Source organism: Ectothiorhodospiraceae bacterium BW-2, from assembly GCA_008375315.1.
In the GTDB taxonomy this organism is placed as follows: Bacteria; Pseudomonadota; Gammaproteobacteria; order Thiohalomonadales; family Thiohalomonadaceae; genus BW-2.
In genome coordinates this window covers 3,634,478-3,654,697 of sequence record CP032507.1, presented here as the reverse complement: position 1 = coordinate 3,654,697, position 20,220 = coordinate 3,634,478, and the positions used below count along the sequence as shown (strand labels likewise).

General features: G+C 54.4%; 19 protein-coding genes. 16 read left to right on the top strand and 3 right to left on the bottom strand.

Annotation, left to right across the window (positions count from 1 at the left end):
* Positions 1 to 2: 2 nt before the first annotated feature.
* Genes D5085_17135 through D5085_17125 form a run of 3 tightly spaced genes read right to left on the bottom strand, consistent with a single transcriptional unit; the run spans position 3 to position 2,407 of the window.
* Positions 3 to 1,427 (bottom strand): diguanylate cyclase, encoded by a 1,425-nt coding sequence (locus D5085_17135; GenBank protein ID QEP44707.1) that lies wholly within the window; start codon positions 1,425 to 1,427, stop codon positions 3 to 5.
* Positions 1,428 to 1,437: 10 nt separating this feature from the next.
* Positions 1,438 to 2,049: a chemotaxis protein CheC gene (locus D5085_17130; protein QEP44706.1), complete on the bottom strand. Its 612-nt coding sequence runs from the start codon at positions 2,047 to 2,049 to the stop codon at positions 1,438 to 1,440.
* Entirely contained in the window at positions 2,042 to 2,407 is a 366-nt protein-coding gene (locus D5085_17125) for a response regulator (GenBank protein QEP44705.1), read from the bottom strand. The genes D5085_17130 and D5085_17125 overlap by 8 nt, the downstream gene beginning before the upstream one ends.
* 88 nt (positions 2,408 to 2,495) lie before the next feature.
* Between D5085_17125 and D5085_17120 the strand changes: the two genes are divergently transcribed.
* The 16 genes from D5085_17120 to D5085_17045 all read left to right on the top strand — a co-directional run bounded on the left by D5085_17120 (position 2,496) and on the right by D5085_17045 (position 20,147).
* Positions 2,496 to 3,242, top strand: coding sequence for a Nif3-like dinuclear metal center hexameric protein (locus D5085_17120; protein ID QEP44704.1), 747 nt, complete (start codon positions 2,496 to 2,498; stop codon positions 3,240 to 3,242).
* Between the two features lie 219 nt (positions 3,243 to 3,461).
* Positions 3,462 to 4,055, top strand: a complete 594-nt coding sequence (gene petA, locus D5085_17115) for a ubiquinol-cytochrome c reductase iron-sulfur subunit (protein ID QEP44703.1) — start codon at positions 3,462 to 3,464, stop codon at positions 4,053 to 4,055.
* A 2-nt stretch (positions 4,056 to 4,057) separates the two neighbouring features.
* Positions 4,058 to 5,287: a cytochrome b gene (locus D5085_17110; protein ID QEP44702.1), complete on the top strand. Its 1,230-nt coding sequence runs from the start codon at positions 4,058 to 4,060 to the stop codon at positions 5,285 to 5,287.
* A complete protein-coding gene (locus D5085_17105) occupies positions 5,287 to 6,012 on the top strand; it encodes a cytochrome c1 (protein QEP44701.1) in 726 nt (241 codons plus the stop codon). The genes D5085_17110 and D5085_17105 overlap by 1 nt, the downstream gene beginning before the upstream one ends.
* Before the next feature lie 111 nt (positions 6,013 to 6,123).
* Positions 6,124 to 6,753, top strand: a complete 630-nt coding sequence (gene sspA, locus D5085_17100) for a stringent starvation protein A (protein ID QEP44700.1) — start codon at positions 6,124 to 6,126, stop codon at positions 6,751 to 6,753.
* A 12-nt stretch (positions 6,754 to 6,765) separates the two neighbouring features.
* Entirely contained in the window at positions 6,766 to 7,188 is a 423-nt protein-coding gene (locus D5085_17095) for a ClpXP protease specificity-enhancing factor (GenBank protein ID QEP44699.1), read from the top strand.
* 68 nt (positions 7,189 to 7,256) lie between these two features.
* Positions 7,257 to 9,887 (top strand): DNA gyrase subunit A, encoded by a 2,631-nt coding sequence (gene gyrA, locus D5085_17090; GenBank protein QEP44698.1) that lies wholly within the window; start codon positions 7,257 to 7,259, stop codon positions 9,885 to 9,887.
* A 19-nt stretch (positions 9,888 to 9,906) separates the two neighbouring features.
* Positions 9,907 to 10,950, top strand: coding sequence for a 3-phosphoserine/phosphohydroxythreonine transaminase (gene serC, locus D5085_17085; protein QEP45209.1), 1,044 nt, complete (start codon positions 9,907 to 9,909; stop codon positions 10,948 to 10,950).
* Positions 10,951 to 10,963: 13 nt separating this feature from the next.
* The gene (locus D5085_17080; protein QEP44697.1) at positions 10,964 to 12,133 is read left to right on the top strand and encodes a 3-phosphoglycerate dehydrogenase; all 1,170 of its coding nucleotides are present in this window, start codon (positions 10,964 to 10,966) and stop codon (positions 12,131 to 12,133) included.
* A 7-nt stretch (positions 12,134 to 12,140) separates the two neighbouring features.
* The gene (gene pheA / locus D5085_17075) at positions 12,141 to 13,244 is read left to right on the top strand and encodes a prephenate dehydratase (protein ID QEP44696.1); all 1,104 of its coding nucleotides are present in this window, start codon (positions 12,141 to 12,143) and stop codon (positions 13,242 to 13,244) included.
* An 8-nt stretch (positions 13,245 to 13,252) separates the two neighbouring features.
* Positions 13,253 to 14,365: a histidinol-phosphate transaminase gene (locus D5085_17070; protein ID QEP44695.1), complete on the top strand. Its 1,113-nt coding sequence runs from the start codon at positions 13,253 to 13,255 to the stop codon at positions 14,363 to 14,365.
* A gap of 37 nt (positions 14,366 to 14,402) precedes the next feature.
* Entirely contained in the window at positions 14,403 to 15,419 is a 1,017-nt protein-coding gene (gene aroF / locus D5085_17065) for a 3-deoxy-7-phosphoheptulonate synthase (GenBank protein QEP44694.1), read from the top strand.
* A 17-nt stretch (positions 15,420 to 15,436) separates the two neighbouring features.
* Complete coding sequence (locus D5085_17060; protein QEP44693.1) at positions 15,437 to 16,312, top strand: prephenate dehydrogenase/arogenate dehydrogenase family protein; 876 nt, start codon at positions 15,437 to 15,439, stop codon at positions 16,310 to 16,312.
* Between the two features lie 80 nt (positions 16,313 to 16,392).
* Positions 16,393 to 17,706 (top strand): 3-phosphoshikimate 1-carboxyvinyltransferase, encoded by a 1,314-nt coding sequence (gene aroA, locus D5085_17055; protein ID QEP44692.1) that lies wholly within the window; start codon positions 16,393 to 16,395, stop codon positions 17,704 to 17,706.
* Positions 17,703 to 18,368 carry a (d)CMP kinase gene (locus D5085_17050; GenBank protein QEP44691.1) on the top strand — a complete coding sequence of 222 codons (666 nt, stop codon included), beginning with the start codon at positions 17,703 to 17,705 and terminating at the stop codon, positions 18,366 to 18,368. The genes aroA and D5085_17050 overlap by 4 nt, the downstream gene beginning before the upstream one ends.
* Before the next feature lie 111 nt (positions 18,369 to 18,479).
* The gene (locus D5085_17045; protein QEP44690.1) at positions 18,480 to 20,147 is read left to right on the top strand and encodes a 30S ribosomal protein S1; all 1,668 of its coding nucleotides are present in this window, start codon (positions 18,480 to 18,482) and stop codon (positions 20,145 to 20,147) included.
* Positions 20,148 to 20,220: the final 73 nt, after the last annotated feature.

Genomic DNA, 20,220 nt, shown 5'->3' with positions numbered 1-20,220 from the left:
CGCTAGGAGAGTCTCCTAGCGGGCGGGGCTCTCTCATCTATGAGCGATTCATCGCACTGATAGAGCCGATCCTCGCCATAGAGGGCGTAGCCGCAGCGGCCACCGTGTTTGATGCGGTACATGGCATCATCGGCCTGTTTCAGTAGCTCCTCATCACTCAATGGCTGGTTAATACCCGGATAGAGGGTGATGCCAATACTAGGGGTGGTCTCGACTTGATGCCCTAAGAGCTGATAGGGGCGCGATAGCGCGGTAACCAGTTTGGCCGCGACAATTTTGGCATCGGCACTCGCTCTGATCGGGTTGACATCGAGTCTGGAGAGCAGGACGACAAACTCATCGCCTCCCATTCTAGCGGCGCTATCCTCGCCGCGAATGGTTTGAGTTAAGCGTGAGGCGACACCCTTTAGCAGCTCATCGCCGACATCGTGGCCGAGGGTATCGTTAATGAGTTTAAAGCGATCGAGATCGAGATAGAGCAGGGCACCGTAGTAGCGATTGCGCTGGGCACGGGCGCACTCGTGCTGTAGCTGTTCGAGTAGCATTCGGCGGTTGGGCAGGTTGGTCAGGGCGTCGTGAAACGCCATGTGGCTAATTTGGTGCTCAATCTCTTTGCGGGCGGTAATATCGATGAGATAACCGAGATAGTAGTCCACATCGGTGCTCTCCTCTTCCGGTACCACAATGGTGCGATCAAACACCCAGCGGTAGCTGCCATCGGCGCAGAGCAGACGATACTCCTTCTCAAAGCTGTTGGCGCCTAGTAGTAGCTGTGCGGTCGTATTGTTCTGTACTTGGTGCAGATCGTCGGGGTGGATGAGCTGCTCAAACAGAAGTTGGCGTGAGGTGAGCTGCTGTGGTGAGTGGCCGAATAGGGTTTCAACATTGGAGGAGACATAGAGTACCGGCGATAGCGGCTCATTAGACCATTTAAACATCACACTCGGGCCGGACATAAATAGCTTGCGTTCGGCGAGTAGCTGCCTCTCGGCCTCCCGTTTTTGGCGAATCTCCTCTTCGAGCCGCTGCTCACGCCGAGCCGAGGGGGTGACATCGTTAATCTGAATTAGGGCATAGACTTTGTGGTGGATCCGAAACGGGTGGATTAGAAAATCTTGCTCAATCGGCTCCCCGTTAGCGTTAAATAGTGGTAACGGTGAGTGGCTGAAGATGTGGGAGACATAGACCGGTAGCTGAAACTCAATCGCACTTTCGATGCGCTGTAGCAGGTGGCTATCGTCTAACATCGGAAAGACCGCCTCTAGCGACTGGTTGAGGACCAGTTTGTGGGGGAGCTGGCTATAGTTTTCGATCCACTCGTTCCAGTAGAGGATGGTCAAATCTTGGTTAACGATCACAATCCCGCTAGGAATGGCATTAATAATCGACCAGAGCTGATGGGGCGGCAGCAGCGAACGAGAGCTCATGACAAGGAGGCTACAGGTGGGTCAATATCTTTTTGAGTTGCTGCTGTAACAGCTCCATTGAATCGGTGCCGAGAATAAAGGCTAGATAGCCGGTCACATCGTTCGACTTGAGCCGCATGTCGATAGTCACTAGCAGGATATAGCCTGAGCTTTGGTGGGGCCTATGCGCTAACAGCTCATCGACATTGCCGAGTTTGAATTGTGGCAGTTTGACATCGAAGTGGGTGTTGAGCATTTTAGCAATGGAGCCGATACAGGCATTGAGGACAATATTGCCGATTTCGGCAAACGCCTCCGGTTGTAGTTCGATTAGCATCTCGCGGGAGTAGCTATCACCGAGCATGAGTGCGACTACCTCCAGGCTATGCTCTTCGGGAAAGATGAGCATCGAGTTAGCGTGAAAAGGGCCATCGAGCTGCTGTGAGACACCGCAGATGCGACCCGAGGTGTGCAGAAGCAGGTTAACCTCCCCTTCGGGGATAAACCCCACTCGGGGGACTGAGAGCAGTACCTCCTGATGCACCATCTTACTGAGTGAGGCGGCGGCACTACCGACGCCTAAGTTAAACATCTCGGCGAGTAGATCCTGTTCTAGTTCGGTAAAGTCTAGCGCCTTACTCATCAGCGAAATACTCCAATATCTCGCCGACACTCGTCTCGGTAATCGGCTTATTGACGCATAGCACTTGCAGCTCGTAGGCTCGGGAGCGGACTGCCTCTTGGATATTGGCTGTCAGCAGGGCAAAGCGGCTATCGGCGTGCTGTGCGCGAAGCTTTTCGATCACCGTCAGGCCATCATCGCCGGGCATGTTATAATCAACCGAAAAGAAATCGATGCTGGCCTCCTGAGCGCACTCAAGGGCCGAGGCACCGTTATCTGCCTCCTGAATTGCCCAATCGGGGTGTCGCTGCTGTACAATGGCTTTAATCATCATACGAGAGACGCGACTATCATCGACAATCATGATGGTTTTGGACATAGTTTGGTATTCCTGAGGCTTCATGGTAACTTGGCCGCCATGGTACGAAGTTTAGCCAAGGGTTGCAATATCTAATGGAGGTTGACGAATGCTTTTGAGTGAGCTCTGTCGTTATCTGGATCAGCTATTGTGTGTGGCGCAGTTTAAGGATTATGCCCCGAATGGCCTCCAGGTCGAGGGGCGAGGTGAGGTGTTGCGCTTGGTGACCGGCGTGAGCGCCTCATTGAGCCTCATTGAGGCGGCTGTTGCAAGGGGAGCCGATGCCATTTTAGTCCACCACGGCTACTTTTGGCGCGGCGAGGCGGCGGTGATCACGGGAGTAAAAAAGCGGCGGCTACAGCAGTTACTGCGGCACGATATGTCGCTTTTAGCCTACCATCTGCCGTTAGATGCCCATCCTGAGCTGGGTAATAATGCTCAGTTAGGGCGACGCTGGCAGCTAGAGCCGGTGAGCTACTGTGGCGAGGGTGATCTGGTGGCAGTCGCACAGCTACCAGAGCCGGTGTCGTTGTCGTCGCTGGCGAGCCGCATCGGCCACGATTTAGGGCGTGCAGTGCAGGTGTTGCTAGGAGATGGGCGAGGGGTGCAGCGGGTCGCTTGGTGCAGTGGCGGGGCACAGAGCTACTTTCAGGCGGCGATTGAGGCGGGCGCTGATTGTTTCATTAGTGGCGAGGTTTCGGAGCCCTGTTTCTATCTGGCGCAGGAGAGTGGGGTCGCCTATCTAGCCGCCGGTCACCACGCGACTGAGCGCTACGGCGTGCAGGCGGTGGGGGAGCGTCTATCGCAGCAGTTTGATTTAACAGTGCAATTTGTCGATAGCGATAATCCGGTCTAGGGTTGCATAACTTATTGAACGGTGATGATTTCTCCTATTTTACCTTGACTTATCAGGGGGTATTGGTCGAGAATATGCGCCGTATTTTTCCGGTTTAGAATCTCCTTATTTGCTAAAGAGCTCGATTCGTGACCGGTGCGTTGTAGTTTGGAACAGCACAACATTTTGTATTTGCTGTTATTGTGTTTAGTAACGAGTGTTAATGTAAGAGGCTGTATAATGAGTACAGATGGCGTTGATAGAGGCCGCCGCCGCTTTCTGACCGCTGCTACGACTGTGGTCGGTGCGGTCGGAGCCGGTTATGCTGCTGCTCCCTTCATCCTATCTATGCAGCCGAGTGCGCGGGCAGAGGCTGCTGGTGCACCGGTTGAGGTGGATGTGAGCAAAATGGAACAGGGTCAAATGGTAACGGTAGAGTGGCGGGGTAAACCGGTCTGGATTGTTCGTCGAACCGAGCAGAACCTCAAGGATCTGCCGACGCTCAATGACCGTCTGGTCGATCCCGATTCTGAGGTCAATCAACAGCCTGTCTATACTCAAAATGCGATCCGCTCGATTAAGCCTGAGTATGTGGTGCTCATCGGTATCTGTACCCATCTCGGTTGCTCACCGACCTACCGTCCCGAGATCGCGCCGACCGATTTAGGTGAGAATTGGCGCGGCGGCTTCTTCTGCCCCTGTCACGGCTCACTGTTCGATCTAGCCGGTCGCGTCTATTCCGGTGTGCCGGCGCCTACCAATTTGGTGATTCCGCCGCACTACTTCATGAGTGATAGCCGTATTATGATTGGTATCGATCAAGGAGCAGCGTAACGATGAGCATGACAAAAAAACTGGTCAATTGGATAGATGATCGCTACCCCATGACTCAGGTCTGGGAGGAGCATCTAGCCAAATACTACGCCCCGAAGAACTTCAACTTTTGGTACTTTTTCGGATCGTTAGCACTGTTGGTGCTGGTCAATCAGATCGTCACTGGCGTCTGGCTGGCGATGAGCTATAAGCCCGATGCGACGCTCGCTTTCGGTTCGGTCGAATATATCATGCGTGATGTCGAGTGGGGTTGGCTGCTGCGCTATCTGCACTCTACCGGTGCTTCGGCCTTCTTTGCGGTGATCTATCTGCATATGTTCCGCGGCCTGATGTATGGCTCCTACCGCAATCCGCGCGAGCTGTTGTGGATTATCGGGGTCGTTATCTATCTGGTGATGATGGCTACCGCCTTTATGGGGTATCTGCTGCCTTGGGGGCAGATGTCTTACTGGGGTGCACAGGTGATTGTCAACCTCTTTGCTGCGGTGCCGGTGGTCGGTGAAGAGCTGTCGATTTGGGTGCGGGGCGACTATGTTATCTCCGATGCGACCCTAAACCGCTTCTTTGCGCTCCACTTCCTGTTGCCGTTTGTACTCGCTGCGCTGGTCTTTATTCACATTGTGGCGCTGCATAAGGTCGGTTCGAATAATCCCGATGGTATCGAGATTAAGAAGAACAAAGATGAGAACGGTATTCCCAAAGATGGTATTCCCTTTCACCCCTACTACACGGTGAAAGATATTATGGGTGTGGTCGGCTTTCTGTTTATCTTCTGCGCTATCGTCTTCTTTGCGCCGGAGATGGGTGGGCTCTTTATCGAACATCCAAATTTTGAGCCGGCTAATCCGCTTAAAACCCCAGAACATATCGCACCGGTATGGTACTTTACCCCCTTCTACGCCATGTTGCGGGCGGTGCCGCCGATGTTTGACTCCCAGTTTCCGGGGGTGGTGGTGATGTTTGGGGCGATTGCGATTCTGTTTGTGCTGCCTTGGCTCGACAGAAGTCCGGTTAAATCGGTGCGCTATAAAGGGCCGATTTTCAAAATTTGGCTGGTGATCTTTGTGATCTCATTCGTGGTCTTAGGGTGGCTGGGTATGCAGTCATCGACCCCCCTTAAAACTTTGTTAGCACAAATCTTTACCGCACTCTATTTTGCGTTTTTTATACTTATGCCGTGGTATAGCAAAATAGACAAAACCAAACCGGTACCGGAGAGGGTGACAGAATAATGAACCGAGTCATAACACTATTAGTCGCAGCGTGGATGCCGCTGGCGCTACACGCTGCTGGCAGCACGATTCCTTTGCTGCCGGCGAATGTCGATGTCGGTGACAACGCCTCACTACAGCGCGGTGCGCAGCTCTTTATCAACTACTGTTTGAGCTGCCACTCGGCTAACTATATGCGCTATAACCGTATGGGGCGTGATCTGGGGCTGACCGATAAAGAGGTTGAAGGTAACCTGATGCTGGCGAGTGATAAAATCGGCGAGACGATGAGCATCGCCATGGCACCCAATGATGCCAAGGCTTGGTTCGGCAATCCGCCGCCCGATCTATCGGTGATTGCTCGCTCTCGTGGTGCCGATTGGCTCTATAACTACTTTGTCACCTTCTATATCGACGAAAAGCGCCCCTTTGGGGTTAACAATCTAGTCTTCCCCGATGTCGGTATGCCGCATGTGTTATGGGAGCTAGAGGGGTTTAAAAAGGCCAATTTTGAGATGGAGAATGGACATCGGGTCTTTAAGGGCTTTGAGCAGGTGCGTGAAGGCTCCATGACTGCGGGAGAGTACGATCAGGCAGCCCGTGATCTGACTAACTTCCTCGTCTATATGGGTGAGCCGATTCAGCTAGAGCGCCAACGCATCGGGGTCTGGGTACTGCTCTTTCTTGCGGTACTGTTTGTGCTCAGCTATCTGCTGAAAAAAGAGTACTGGCGCGATATTCACTAAGGCTAACTCTCTTTTGTGATACCATAGCGCGGTTTTAGCCGCAGCTATCGATGGGGGTAGCGATACCAGCGGGTATCGCTACCGTTGACTGTTAACAGGGCTCTACTACTGATGGGTGTCATAGCCAACCGCCATTCCATGATTACTCTTTTTTCTGATGATAGTGATATTTATAGCCATCGTGTTCGTTTAGTGATGGCTGAAAAGGTAGTGACTGCCGAGTATATCTCGGTGGCTGCTGATGAGGAGAATGAAGATCTTATTCAACTCAACCCCTATAACAACACCCCGACTCTGGTAGATCGCGAGTTGGTGCTCTATGGTTCTCAAGTGATTATGGAGTATCTGGAGGAGCGCTATCCTCACCCTCCGTTAATGCCGGTCGATCCGGTCTCTCGTGCCTCCAATCGATTGATGTTCTATCGAGTGGAGCAGGATCTCTATCGCCACTACCAGACGATTACTACCGGCAGTGAGCGCCAAGCAACGGTTGCTCGGCGGGAGATTCGAGACAACTTGACTGCCGTTAGTCCCATTTTTGATCAGATGCCCTTCTTTATGAGTGAGGAGTTTAGTCTGGTCGATTGTAGTCTGGTACCGCTGTTATGGCGCTTGCCGGTGTTGGGCGTCAATCTGCCCAAACAGACCACAGCGCTGCAAAGTTATGCTAGACGGATGTTTGAACGAGACTCTTTTATCGCCAGCCTAACCACTGCCGAAAAAGAGATGCAACCTGAGTAATTGGAGTATTTAATGACATCCAGCCGCCCCTATCTGTTGCGAGCCCTCTACGACTGGATTATCGATAACAACCTCACCCCCTATCTCCTGATCGATGCGGATGGTGATGGGGTGGTTGTGCCGAGAAAATTTGTCGAACAGGGGCGTATTGTGCTCAATATCAGCCTAGAAGCGGTGCATCAGCTCAATTTAGGCGATGAGGCAGTTGAACTAAATGCCCGTTTCAGTGGCAAGCCGATGCACATCTATGTCCCTGTTGAATCGGTGATGGCGATCTACGCCCGCGAAAATGGCAAGGGCATGGTGTTTGGGGAAGATAGTCGTGATGATGAACCCCCGCCAAAGAGTGAGGATTCACGCCCTCAGCTACTGAAAGGGGGGGGAGATAAAGGGGGCGATAGACCGAAACGCGCCAATCTGCGGGTAGTCAAATAGCTTCTAACTGCACTGCCCGCTTTAGTCGCCCGACTACATAACAACAACATGGTCTTTAGAGATAGCCGATGATCGATACTGCTGCCGAAACGCTGCCAATTAATATTGAAGAGGAGATGCGCCAATCGTATCTCGATTACGCCATGAGTGTTATCGTCGGTCGGGCGCTGCCCGATGTTCGTGACGGTCTGAAACCGGTTCACCGGCGAGTCCTGTTTGCGATGCGGGAGCTAGGCAACGACTGGAACAAGCCCTACAAAAAGTCGGCACGGGTGGTGGGGGATGTTATCGGTAAGTATCACCCCCACGGCGATACGGCGGTCTATGACACTATCGTGCGTATGGCGCAGCCGTTTTCGTTGCGCTACATGCTGGTCGATGGGCAGGGAAACTTCGGCTCTATTGATGGCGATAACGCTGCGGCGATGCGTTATACCGAAGTGCGGATGGCCAAAATCGCCCACGAGCTGCTGACCGATATCGATAAAGAGACGGTTGACTTTGTCCCTAACTACGATGAGTCGGAGCAGGAGCCGGAGGTGTTGCCGACTCGGCTGCCTAATCTGCTTGTGAATGGATCCGCCGGTATCGCTGTCGGTATGGCGACCAATATTCCGCCCCACAACCTGACTGAGGTGATTAATGGCGCGTTAGCGTTAATCGATACTCCCGATATCGATATCAATACGCTGCTGAGCCATATCCCCGGGCCAGACTTCCCTACGGCGGCGATTATTAATGGCAAACAGGGGATTCAAGAGGCCTATACCACCGGTCGTGGCCGAATCTATGTGCGTGCCCGTCACCATACTGAGTCGATGGAGAGTGGTCGGGAGCGCATTGTGGTCACTGAGCTCCCCTATCAGGTCAATAAAGCGAAGCTGCTAGAGAAGATCGCCGAACTGGTGAAAGAGAAGCGGTTAGAGGGGATATCCGAACTGCGCGATGAGTCGGATAAAGAGGGGATGCGGATGGTCATTGAGCTCAAACGGGGTGAAATGAGCGAAGTGGTGCTCAACCACCTCTATAAGCATACCCAGCTACAGAGTGTGTTTGGCATCAACATGGTAGCGCTCCATAATGGCCAGCCGCGACTGTTGACGCTAAAAGAGATTCTACAGGCCTTTATCAGCCATCGGCGGGAGGTGGTGACCCGACGAACCCTCTATGAGCTACGCAAGGCGCGAGAGCGGGCGCATATACTGGAGGGGCTGGCGGTCGCACTGGCCAATATCGACCCGATTATCGCGCTCATTAAGGCCGCTCCGACCCCCTCGGAGGCGAAAGAGCAGCTATTAGCGCAGCTGTGGGAGGCGGGTGTTGTGCTCGATATGCTCGAACGAGCAGGGGCTGCCGCCTCGCGTCCGGAAGAGATGGATCAGAGTTATGGTCTGGTGGCTGGGCGCTATCGCCTCTCTCCGGTACAGGCGCAGGCGATTCTCGATCTGAGACTGCACCGATTGACTGGGCTGGAGCAGGATAGAATCGTCGCCGAGTATCGGCAGATTTTGGAGCGAATTGCGGAGCTGTTAGAGATTCTCGGCAGTGAATCGCGTCTGATGGAGGTGATTCGGGAGGAGTTAATTGCGATTCGGGAGCAGTTTGGCGATGAGCGCCGGACTGAGATTCAGGCGAGTCAGCTTGATGTCAATATTGAAGATCTGATTAATCGCGAAGATTTAGTGGTGACGCTGTCGCATGAGGGGTACGCTAAAACCCAGCCACTCACCGACTATCGGGCTCAAAAACGGGGGGGGCGCGGCCGCAGCGCCGCCGCGACGAAAGATGATGACTTTATCGATAAGATGTTTGTCGCCCACAGCCATGACACCATCCTCTGTTTCTCCTCTTTAGGCCGACTCTACTGGCTTAAAGTCTATGAGATCCCACAAGGGGGGCACAACTCTCGCGGACGACCGATCGTCAACCTGCTCTCCCTACAGGAGGGGGAGCGCATTACCGCTTTCTTGCCGATTGATGGCTATGAGGGGGAGCGGTTCGTCTTTATGGCAACGGCACATGGTACGGTCAAAAAGACCCCGCTGTCGGCCTTTGCCAATCCGCGCTCTATCGGTATTATTGCTATCGAACTGGTCGAGGGGGATCAGCTAGTCGGCGTGGCGATTACCGATGGTGAGCAGGAGGTGATGCTCTTCTCCTCTGAAGGTAAGGCGGTACGATTTAGAGAGGGCGATGTTCGCTCCATGGGGCGGGTCAGTCGGGGTGTGAGGGGGATTGCGCTGCCTGAAGCGGTGCAGGTGGTTGGTCTGATTATCGTTCAGCCAGGTCTGTTAGTGTTGAGTGCGACCGAAAATGGCTACGGTAAGTGTACGGTGTTGGAGGAGTTTCCGACCAAGGGGCGGGCAACTAAGGGGGTGATTGCGATTCAGACTTCAGAACGCAATGGCCGTGTGATTGCCACGACGCTGGTCGATAGCAGCGATGAGGTGATGTTTATTACCAACGGTGGTACTTTAGTCCGTATTCGAGTCGATGAGATTTCGGTGGTCGGACGCAATACCCAAGGGGTTAAACTGATCAATTTGGGCAATAGCGAAAAGTTGATTGCCCTAGAGCGGATCGCCGAGAGTGATGCCGCTAACGGGGATGAGGATGAAGAGGAGGGTGAGCTGCCAGAGTCAGCCACCGCGACTGAGATAACCACAAGTGAGGGGATAGAAAACAGTGACGATCTATAACTTTAGTGCAGGGCCGGCGATGCTGCCCCAGGCCGTCATGGTACGGGCGCAGCAGGAGCTAATCGATTGGGGGGGGAGTGGCATGTCGGTCATGGAGATGAGCCATCGTGGTAAAGAGTTTATGGCTATTGCGGCCAAAGCCGAGGCCGATATTCGCGAGTTAATGGCGATTCCGACTAACTATAAAGTCCTTTTTCTACAGGGGGGGGCCTCGACTCAGTTTGCGATGGTGCCGCTCAATCTGTTGGGCGGGGGGGCGACGGCCGACTATATCCATACCGGTGCTTGGTCAAAAAAGGCGATTGGCGAAGGGAAGCGTTTAGGGTCGGTCAATATCGCCGCCACCACTGAGGCGACCCACTTTAGCACCACCCCGACACAGGCAGAGCTAGAGTTGACCGAGGGGGCCGCCTATCTCCACTACACCCCGAATGAGACCATTGGTGGGGTAGAGTTCCCCTACCTGCCCGAGAGTAGTGCACCGCTAGTGGCCGATATGTCATCGACTATCCTCTCGCGGCCTATCGATGTGAGCCGCTACGGCATTATCTACGCCGGTGCACAGAAGAATATCGGCCCGGCGGGGTTAACCTTGGTGATTATTCGCGACGATCTGATAGGTCAGGCAGATGCCGCAGTGCCGGCGATGTTGAACTATCAGACCCATGCCGATAACGAATCGATGTATAACACGCCGCCGACCTATAGCTGGTATCTAGCCGGTCTGGTCTTTGAGTGGCTAAAAGAGCTCGGCGGGTTGGAGAAGATGGCCGAAGTGAACCGGCGTAAGGCTGAGCTGCTCTATGGCGCTATCGATAACTCCGGTTTTTATGCCAATCCGGTGGCCAAAGAGAGCCGCTCTTGGATGAATGTGCCCTTTACGCTCGCCGATGCAGCGCTCGATAAAAGCTTTCTCTCCGAGGCCGCTGCCGCCGGTTTGGTAACCCTTAAAGGGCACCGTTCGGTAGGCGGTATGCGGGCGAGTATCTACAATGCCATGCCGCTTGAAGGGGTGGCGACGCTGGTCGATTTTATGGCCGATTTTGAAAAGCGTCACGGCTAGGAGAGCGGTGCTGATGTTTAAAATTCAGACTCTGAACAATATCTCTTCGGTCGGCCTAGAGCGCTTTCCTGCTGGAAACTATTTGATTGACGATCAGCACGATGAGCCCGACGCGATCCTATTGCGCTCTTTTAAGATGCACGATATGGCGCTTCCCGCCTCGCTTAAAGCGGTCGGACGGGCCGGTGCTGGGGTGAATAATATTCCGCTCGATAAGATGAGCGCACGCGGTATCTGCGTCTTTAACGCCCCGGGTGCTAATGCCAATGCGGTTAAAGAGCTGGTGTTAGCCGGTATGTTAATGGCCTGTCGCAACTTGGGGCCGGCGTGGGAGTTTGCCCGAGGACTTGAGGGCGAGGATAGCGACATTAACAAGCAGACCGAAGCGGGTAAGAGGCGTTTCGCCGGCTTCGAGCTCCCCGGACGCACATTAGGGGTGGTCGGTTTAGGGGCGATTGGGGTGCGGGTAGCTAATGCCGCGATCGCTCTTGGGATGAGGGTTATCGGCTACGATCCCGGTCTGACCGTTAAGGGGGCGTTAAAGCTCGACTCGACCGTTGAGCAGGCCGGTAGTGTCGATGATCTGCTGAGCCGAGTCGATTTTGTCACCTTTCATGTGCCGCTAGTTGAGGCGACTCAACATCTGATTAACGCTGAACGGCTGGCGCGAATGCGCGATAATGTCATTATTCTCAACTTTGCTCGTAACGGCATTGTGGATGATGTGGCGGTTGCCGCAGCGATTAAGAGCGGTAAAGTCTATGGCTATGTCTGTGACTTTCCTAGTAATCTCCTAAAGCGGCATGAGCGAGTCATCACGCTACCCCATCTAGGTGCCTCGACCCGTGAGGCGGAGGAGAACTGCGCTATTATGGTAGCCGAGCAGGTGCGTGACTATCTCGAAAATGGCAATGTGACCTACTCGGTTAACTTCCCTGAGGTACAGATGCCGCGAGTTGATGGGGGGTATCGCATTGCCATTGTGAATAGTAATGTGCCTAATATGCTAGGGCAGATATCCTCCGCCTTAGCGGCTGCATCGCTGAACATTATCGATATGGTCAACCGTTCACGGGGCGATCTTGCCTATACTTTGGTCGATGTGGAGCAGCCGATCCCGCCTGAGATCGTGCAGCAGTTACAGTCGATTGAGGGGGTGTTAGCCCTCCGTTATCTGGCCTAACCGCCATGTGCAGGAGTTGAGTGTGGCAGCAGTGGGACGGTTAAACGAGATTCGTCAGCGGATAGATGTGCTAGATGAGCGGTTGCAGCAGCTATTAAATGAGCGAGCCACCCTAGCGCAGGAGGTCGCCTCTATCAAGCAGCTAGACGGTGAGCAGGAGGTGCAGTTCTATCGACCTGAGAGGGAGGCTGAGGTGCTGCGTACCGTTAAGCAGCGCCAGCAGGGGCCACTCTCTGCTGAAGAGATGGCGCGGCTGTTTCGAGAGGTGATGTCGGCCTGTCTGGCGCTAGAGCAGCCGATGGTGGTCGCCTTTTTAGGGCCGGAGGGGACTTTTACTCAGTCGGCGGCGCTAAAACAGTTTGGCCACTCGGTGGTGACGGTGCCACAGCGGACGATTGATGATATTTTTCGTGAAGTCAGCTCCGGTAGTGTGGACTACGGGGTCGTTCCGGTAGAGAACTCGACCGAGGGGGTGGTGAACCATACACTCGATCTGCTTATCGACTCCTCACTTAAAATCTCGGGTGAGGTGACGATTCGTATCCATCAGCACCTGATGCGTCGTAGCGAGTCGCGCGGCGATCCGCGCTGTATCTACTCCCATGCCCAATCGCTAGCACAGTGTCGGCGCTGGCTGAACCACCACTTCAGTGAGGTCGAGCTAATTGAGGTGAGCAGTAATGCCGAGGCGGCGCGACGGGCGAGCGAGCAGCCCGATACCGCTGCGATTGCCGGCGAGACGGCAGCCGATATCTATGGGTTAGCGATTACCGATCGCAATATCGAAGATAATCCCGACAATACCACCCGTTTTCTTATTTTAGGTCGGAGCGATGTTCCCCCGAGTGGGGATGATAAGACTGTGCTGCTGCTCTCGACCCGAAACCGTCCCGGAGCGCTGTTTCAGCTACTGCAACCTTTGGCCGATCATGGTATCTCAATGACCCGTATCGAGTCGCGCCCCTCCCGTAACGGGCTGTGGGAGTACCTCTTTTTTGTCGATATCGATGGCCACTCACAAGATCCGCCGATTGCCAAAACGCTGCAAATTTTGGAGCGGGAGGCGACGCTGTTTAAGATTTTGGGCTCTTTTCCGCGGGCGGTCATGTAGGAGGCACTATGGCTCTCGATTTTAGAGCGAAAGCGGTGGCGGCGGTTCAGCGGCTCACCCCCTACTTGCCGGGAAAGCCGATTGAGGAGCTACAGCGCGAGTTAGGGCTGGAACGGGTGGTTAAACTCGCCTCTAACGAAAATCCCCTCGGCCCATCGCCAAGCGCTAAAACAGCGATGGCAGCGCAGCTAGAGGAGTGCTGGCTCTATCCCGATGGCAGCGGCTATCGCTTAAAGCAGCGTCTGGCGGCCCACCACGGTGTTCAGTTAGCGCAGATTACCTTGGGAAATGGCTCTAGCGAGCCACTGGAGTTTATTCTTCGCGCCCTAGTGAATCAGGGGGATGAGGTGATCTACTCTCAACACGCCTTTGCCCTCTACCCGCTCTTGACCCTCGCTGTCGGTGGTCGCGGCATCGCGGTGCCGGCACGGGAGTATGGCCACGATCTAGCGGCGATGGCCGATAGCGTTGGCCCTAAAACGCGGCTTATCTTTATCGCTAACCCCAATAATCCGACTGGAACCTGGCTGCCAAGCCGCACTATCTACGCCTTTATGAAACAGCTACCTGAAGAGGTGGTGGTGGTTATCGATGAGGCCTACTTTGAGTATGCCCACTCTCTGAGGCCGCAGGAGATAGCCGATAGCTCCCAATGGCTAGGGGAGTTTCCCAATCTGATGGTCACGCGCACCTTCTCTAAAGCGCACGGCCTAGCTGGGCTGCGCTGCGGTTATAGCCTTAGCTCACCGGAGCTAGCTGATCTCATGAACCGGCTGCGCCCCCCCTTTAATGTCAATAGTTTGGCCTTGGCAGCCGCTGCCGCGTCGATAGAGAATGTAAGCCATATTGAGCGGGCGGTTCGACTCAATCAGCAGGGCCTGGACTATTTGAGTGAGAGCTTTAACGCCATGGGGATCGATTTTATCGACTCTATCGGCAACTTTATCACCTTTCGGGCGCCGATAGATGCCGCCAAACTCTATCAAAAACTGTTACAGCAGGGGGTGATTGTGCGTCCGGTGGCCAACTACGAGCTGCCCGACTCTCTGCGGGTGAGTGTCGGTCTGGAGGAGGAGAACCAGCTCTTTATCGAGGCCTTGCGGCAGAGTCTCTCTGCCTAACATTTTTATGTGACTATAGTGAAGGACTGAAGCCCTGATGATTATTATTATGGACTCAAAAGTTAGCGATGCCGATGTCGAAGGCGTGGTTAACAAACTGCAACAGTTTGGCCTAGAGAGCAATGTCTCTCGGGGCGTTGAGCGCACCGTGATCGGGGCGCTTGGGGATGAGAATCTGGCCGATAAGGAGCTGCTGCAGGCGCTGCCGGGAGTCGAACAGGTGATTCGGGTCATGAAGCCGTATAAAATTGTCGCCCGCTCCTACCACGAGCAGGACACCCTTATCGATATTAACGGGGTGCCCTTAGGGGGGAGAGAGATTCAGGTCATTGCAGGTCCCTGTTCGGTCGAGACCCAAGCGCAGATGGATGCCGCTGCCGATGCGGTAGCCGCTGCCGGCTGTCGGCTAATGCGAGGCGGTGCCTTTAAACCGCGTACTAGCCCCTATAGCTTTCAGGGGAAGGGGGTTGAGGGGTTAGAGATATTTCGCAACGCCGCCAAACGCCACAACTTGCCGATTGTGACCGAGCTGATGGATATTCGGATGCTCGATACCTTTATGGAGCACGATGTCGATGTGATTCAAATTGGTACCCGTAATATGCAGAATTTTGATCTGCTCAAAGAGGTGGGGCGGGTGCATAAACCGGTGATCTTAAAACGCGGTATGGCGGCGACTATTAACGAGTGGCTGATGGCGGCCGAGTATATCGCTGCCGGCGGCAACCACAATATTATCTTCTGCGAGCGCGGGGTGCGCAGCTTTGAGACCTACTATCGCAATATGCTCGATGTAACCGCGATACCGGTGTTAAAGCGAGAGACCCACCTGCCGGTGATTGTCGATCCGAGCCACGCAGGTGGCAAAGCGTGGATGGTGCCGGAGCTCTCCCGCGCAGCGGTCGCCGCCGGTGCCGATGGGCTGTTAATTGAGGTGCATCCCACACCGTGTGATGCTTGGTGTGATGCCGATCAAGCCATCTCTCCGTCAGAGATTAATCAATTAATGGGCTGTTTGCGACAGATTGCCACTGCGATAGATCGTATTTTATAGAGAATGGCTGTTAGCGTGTGGCTGTGACCTGCATCACCCTTATCGGTGTCGGCCTGATCGGCGGCTCCTTTGCGCTAGCACTGCGCCGAGGCGGTTATGAGGGCACGATCTATGGCTATGGCCGCTCTGAAACAGCGCTGCGCCGAGCCGTAGAGCTTGGGGTCATCGATCACTACAGTACCGATCTAGCCGACTTAGTACCCGCTAGTGATCTCATAGTGGTAGCGACACCGGTCGGGACGATGGCGGCAATCTTTGCCGACTTACAGCCATTTTTGCGGCCTGATCTGCTTATTACCGATATGGGCAGCACTAAACTGTCGGTGATCGCAGCGGCTAGAGCGGCGTGGGGGGAGATCCCGGCTCGATTTGTACCGGGGCATCCGATTGCCGGCAAGGAGCAGAGCGGGGTGGAGGCGGCAGAGGCGACGCTGTTCTATCAACGAAAAACGATTTTAACCCCGTTAGAGAAGACCGAGCCAAAGGCGCTGCAACAGGTGAGCCGCCTGTGGCAGATGGCTGGAGCTGAGGTGGTCAAGATGGCTGCGGCTAAGCATGATGAGGTGCTCGCGGCGACGAGCCATCTGCCCCACCTACTCGCCTTTACGCTAGTCGATACCTTGGCTAAGCTGGATGATCACGACGATATTTTTCGCTTTGCCGCCGGCGGCTTTCGGGACTTTACCCGTATTGCATCGAGTGATCCGCAGATGTGGCACGATATTACCCTCAGTAACCGCGCTGCGCTGTTGCAGGTGGTCGCACAGTTTCAGCAGCAGTTAACAGAGCTCTCATTAGCGATTGAGCGTGGTGATAGTGAGGCGGTATTAACACTCTATCGGCACGCTAAAGCGGAGCGCGACAGCTATATCGACCGTCACGGACAGATATAGGCACGCAGAGCAATTAACAGCAATGGACTTGACCGTATGTATCTCCCCCTCTTAATCCTACCCTACGGAGTCTTTTTACCATGTCACTGAACTATCAACTACAACCGGCCACCGCGCTACTAGGCGATATTCGGGTACCTGGGGATAAATCGATGTCGCACCGCTCGATTATGCTCGGATCGATTGCTAACGGTGTGACCTGCGTGCGCGGTTTTCTACAGGGGGAGGATAGTCTGGCTACGCTCAATGCGTTTCGGCGTCTGGGGGTGACGATTGAGCTCGCTGGCGCGGGGGAGGTGATCATTCACGGCGTTGGTCGGGAGGGGTTAAGGGGCGCTCAAGGCGAGCTCAATTTGGGGAACTCCGGCACCTCAATGCGGCTCATGGCGGGGCTGTTAGCGGGGCAGTCGTTCGATTCGACCTTAATTGGCGATGCCTCGTTAACCAAGCGGCCGATGCGACGGGTGACCGAGCCTCTCACTCACATGGGGGCGGTTATCGATAGTAGCTGTAGTGGAACCCCGCCGCTGCAGATTCGTGGGGGGGTGGCGCTACGGGGGATCGACTATCGGCTGCCGGTCGCCTCAGCGCAGGTTAAATCGGCGCTGCTACTAGCAGGACTCTATGCTGAGGGGACGACGCGGGTGAGTGAGCCGGCACCGACTCGCGATCATACCGAGAGGATGTTGCGCGGTTTTGGGTATGAGGTGCTGACTGAAGGGGCGTCGATGAGCCTGAAAGGGGGTGGAGAGTTAAGCGGCTGCGATATCGATGTGCCGGCCGATATCTCCTCGGCGACCTTCTTTATGGTCGGTGCGCTCATTGCAGCAGAGGGGGAGGTGACCCTGCGCCATGTCGGCATCAATCCGACCCGTATTGGGGTGATTAACATCCTGCGGCAGATGGGGGCGACTATCGAGCTCTTTAATCAACGAGAGGTAGGGGGGGAGCCGGTAGCCGATCTGCGTCTGACACAGAGTCGGCTCCACGGCATCGCTATTCCTGAGGATCAGGTACCGCTTGCTATCGATGAGTTTCCGGCGCTCTTTATCGCGGCGGCGGCAGCGGAGGGGGAGACGGTATTAACCGGTGCGGCAGAGCTGCGGGTTAAAGAGAGTGATCGTATTGCGGTGATGGCCGCTGGCTTAACGACGCTGGGCGTTACCCATCGGGTAACCGAGGATGGGATCGTGATTCAGGGGCAGAGCGCTTGGGGTGGGGGGACGATTCACTCCCAGGGGGATCACCGTATTGCGATGGCTTTTGCGATGGCTAGCCTCAGAGCGAAAGCGGCGATAACGATTACCGATTGTGCTAATGTGGCGACCTCATTTCCCGGTTTTGTCAACTTAGCGACCGAGTGTGGGTTGCCGTTACAGGAGCTTTTCGCATGAGCGTGACCATTGTGACGCTTGATGGCCTCAGTGGTGTTGGTAAGGGCTCGGTTGCACGGCAACTAGCCGCCCGCTTTGGCTGGCATCTGCTCGATAGCGGAGCGCTCTATCGTCTGACAGCCCTAGCTGCGGTAGATAACGCACTGGCCTTAGAGGATGAGGGGGCGGTGGCGGCGCTAGCACGAGAGCTCGATATCGAGTTTCGTCTCAATCCGGCAGAGGAGCTGGTGACCGCGTGGTTAGCAGGCGTTGATGTCTCGGCACACATTCGGAGCGAAACGGTAGGCAAACAGGCCTCTATGGTAGCCGCCTTACCGGCCGTACGAGAGGCGTTATTGCAGCGACAGCGCGACTTTGCTAGCCCACCTGGGCTGGTTGCCGATGGTCGAGATATGGGCACAACCATCTTTCCTAAGGCCGATTATAAGTTCTTTTTAACCGCATCGAGTGAAGTTCGTGCCAAACGGCGCTATAAACAGTTGAACGACAAAGGGCTCAATGTTACCCTATCCGGCCTTGTGCGTGATATTGAAGAGCGTGACAGGCGCGATAGCCAGCGTAGTGTCTCGCCAGTGCGGCCGGCGGAGGATGCCTTGGTGATAGATACTTCGCAGCTGACACTGAATGAGGTGGTGAGTCGTGTGGTTGAGTGCATGACTTAACAGGTGTACAGGCGTTAGCCTGTATTTTTATTTGTAACTTTCACCCGGTCAAACTCTGATGCGAGTCTGACTCGGTCTGAAGCTGAATATTTAATTGGTTAATAGACGATCATGAGCGAAAGCTTTGCTGAACTGTTCGAAGAGAGCATAAAAGATACCCAAATGCGTCCCGGTACTATTGTCACAGGTACCGTTGTCTCTATAGGCCCCGATGTGATTATGGTCAATGCTGGCCTGAAGTCGGAGGGGGTGATCCCCGTAGAGCAATTTATAAATGAGAACGGCGAACTGGAGATTGCTGTCGGTGATGAGGTCGATGTGGCTCTGGAAGCAGTCGAAGACGGTTTTGGAGCGACCCGCCTCTCACGAGAGAAGGCGAAACGGGCTGAAATGTGGGGCCGTCTGGAGCGGGCTCATGAAGAGGATGAGATTGTCTCTGGTCGAATTATCGATAAGGTCAAAGGTGGCTTTACGGTTGAGCTTAGAGATATTCGCGCCTTCTTACCCGGCTCTTTAGTCGATGTTCGTCCGGTGCGCGATACCGCCTATCTGGAGAATAAAGAGCTTGAGTTTAAAGTGATTAAGCTCGATCGCAAGCGCAATAATGTGGTGGTCTCCCGCCGAGCCGTGGTGGAGAGCGAGAATAGTGAAGAGCGTGAAGCGCTGCTTGAGAGTCTCGAAGATGGCAAGGTGGTCATCGGCGTGGTTAAGAATTTGACCGACTACGGTGCCTTTGTCGATCTCGGTGGGATTGATGGTCTGTTACACATTACCGATATGGCTTGGAAACGGGTTAAACATCCGAGTGAAGTGGTCGCGGTCGGTGATGAGATTGAGGTTAAAGTGCTTAAGTTTGATCGCGAGCGCAACCGTGTCTCTCTCGGCCTGAAGCAGTTAGGCGAAGATCCGTGGGCCGATATCGCGCGACGCTACCCTGAAGGGACTCGCATCTTTGGCAAAGTCACTAACTTGACCGATTATGGCTGCTTTGTCGAGATTGAGGAGGGAGTTGAGGGGCTAGTTCATGTCTCTGAGATGGATTGGACTAACAAAAATATCCACCCCTCTAAAGTGGTCTCTGCGGGTCTTGAGGTCGAGGTGATGGTACTCGATATCGACCCCGACAGACGCCGTATCTCACTCGGCATGAAGCAGTGTGTGCCTAACCCTTGGGAGGAGTTTGCTACCTCACATAACAAGGGGGATAAAATCTCCGGTAATATTAAATCGATTACCGATTTTGGTATCTTTATCGGTCTTAACGGGGGGATCGATGGTCTGGTACACCTCTCCGATATCTCTTGGAACGATACCGGTGATGATGCGGTGCGTAACTTTAAAAAGGGTGAAGAGGTCGAGGCGGTTATTCTGGCTATCGACGCTGAGCGGGAGCGGATTTCGTTGGGAATCAAGCAGCTCGATATCGATCCCTTCTCCAACTATGTTGCCGAGCATGAGAAGGGGAGTGTCGTTACCGGTACCGTGCGCGAAGTCGATGGTCGTGGGGCGGTTATCGATCTGGCCGATATGGTGGAGGGGTATGTTCGCGCCTCTGAGCTCTCGCGTGAAAGAGTCGATGATGCGCGTAATCTGCTCAATCCGGGCGATGCGGTCGAGGCGAAATTTATCGGCGTTGATCGTAAAAATCGCATCATTAACCTCTCCATTAAAGCGAAGGATGTGGCCGAAGAGCAGGCTGCGGTTAACGATTACAACCGCTCCGCTCCGGTAACTCCGACCTTAGGCGATCTCATTAAAGAGCAGATGAATAACCAGTAAGCTGCGCTAGCAAGATTGTCGATTCGGTAAGCCGTTTCCCCAGCCTAGGGAGGCGGCTTTGCCGTTTATGGCA

Coding starts and splice junctions, on each gene's coding strand:
- D5085_17135 (QEP44707.1), bottom strand. CDS start 1,427: ATGAGCTCTCGTTCGCTGCTGCCGCCCCATCAGCTCTGGTCGATTATT.
- D5085_17130 (QEP44706.1), bottom strand. CDS start 2,049: ATGAGTAAGGCGCTAGACTTTACCGAACTAGAACAGGATCTACTCGCC.
- D5085_17125 (QEP44705.1), bottom strand. CDS start 2,407: ATGTCCAAAACCATCATGATTGTCGATGATAGTCGCGTCTCTCGTATG.
- D5085_17120 (QEP44704.1), top strand. CDS start 2,496: ATGCTTTTGAGTGAGCTCTGTCGTTATCTGGATCAGCTATTGTGTGTG.
- petA (QEP44703.1), top strand. CDS start 3,462: ATGAGTACAGATGGCGTTGATAGAGGCCGCCGCCGCTTTCTGACCGCT.
- D5085_17110 (QEP44702.1), top strand. CDS start 4,058: ATGAGCATGACAAAAAAACTGGTCAATTGGATAGATGATCGCTACCCC.
- D5085_17105 (QEP44701.1), top strand. CDS start 5,287: ATGAACCGAGTCATAACACTATTAGTCGCAGCGTGGATGCCGCTGGCG.
- sspA (QEP44700.1), top strand. CDS start 6,124: ATGGGTGTCATAGCCAACCGCCATTCCATGATTACTCTTTTTTCTGAT.
- D5085_17095 (QEP44699.1), top strand. CDS start 6,766: ATGACATCCAGCCGCCCCTATCTGTTGCGAGCCCTCTACGACTGGATT.
- gyrA (QEP44698.1), top strand. CDS start 7,257: ATGATCGATACTGCTGCCGAAACGCTGCCAATTAATATTGAAGAGGAG.
- serC (QEP45209.1), top strand. CDS start 9,907: ATGCTGCCCCAGGCCGTCATGGTACGGGCGCAGCAGGAGCTAATCGAT.
- D5085_17080 (QEP44697.1), top strand. CDS start 10,964: ATGTTTAAAATTCAGACTCTGAACAATATCTCTTCGGTCGGCCTAGAG.
- D5085_17070 (QEP44695.1), top strand. CDS start 13,253: ATGGCTCTCGATTTTAGAGCGAAAGCGGTGGCGGCGGTTCAGCGGCTC.
- aroF (QEP44694.1), top strand. CDS start 14,403: ATGATTATTATTATGGACTCAAAAGTTAGCGATGCCGATGTCGAAGGC.
- aroA (QEP44692.1), top strand. CDS start 16,393: ATGTCACTGAACTATCAACTACAACCGGCCACCGCGCTACTAGGCGAT.
- D5085_17050 (QEP44691.1), top strand. CDS start 17,703: ATGAGCGTGACCATTGTGACGCTTGATGGCCTCAGTGGTGTTGGTAAG.
- D5085_17045 (QEP44690.1), top strand. CDS start 18,480: ATGAGCGAAAGCTTTGCTGAACTGTTCGAAGAGAGCATAAAAGATACC.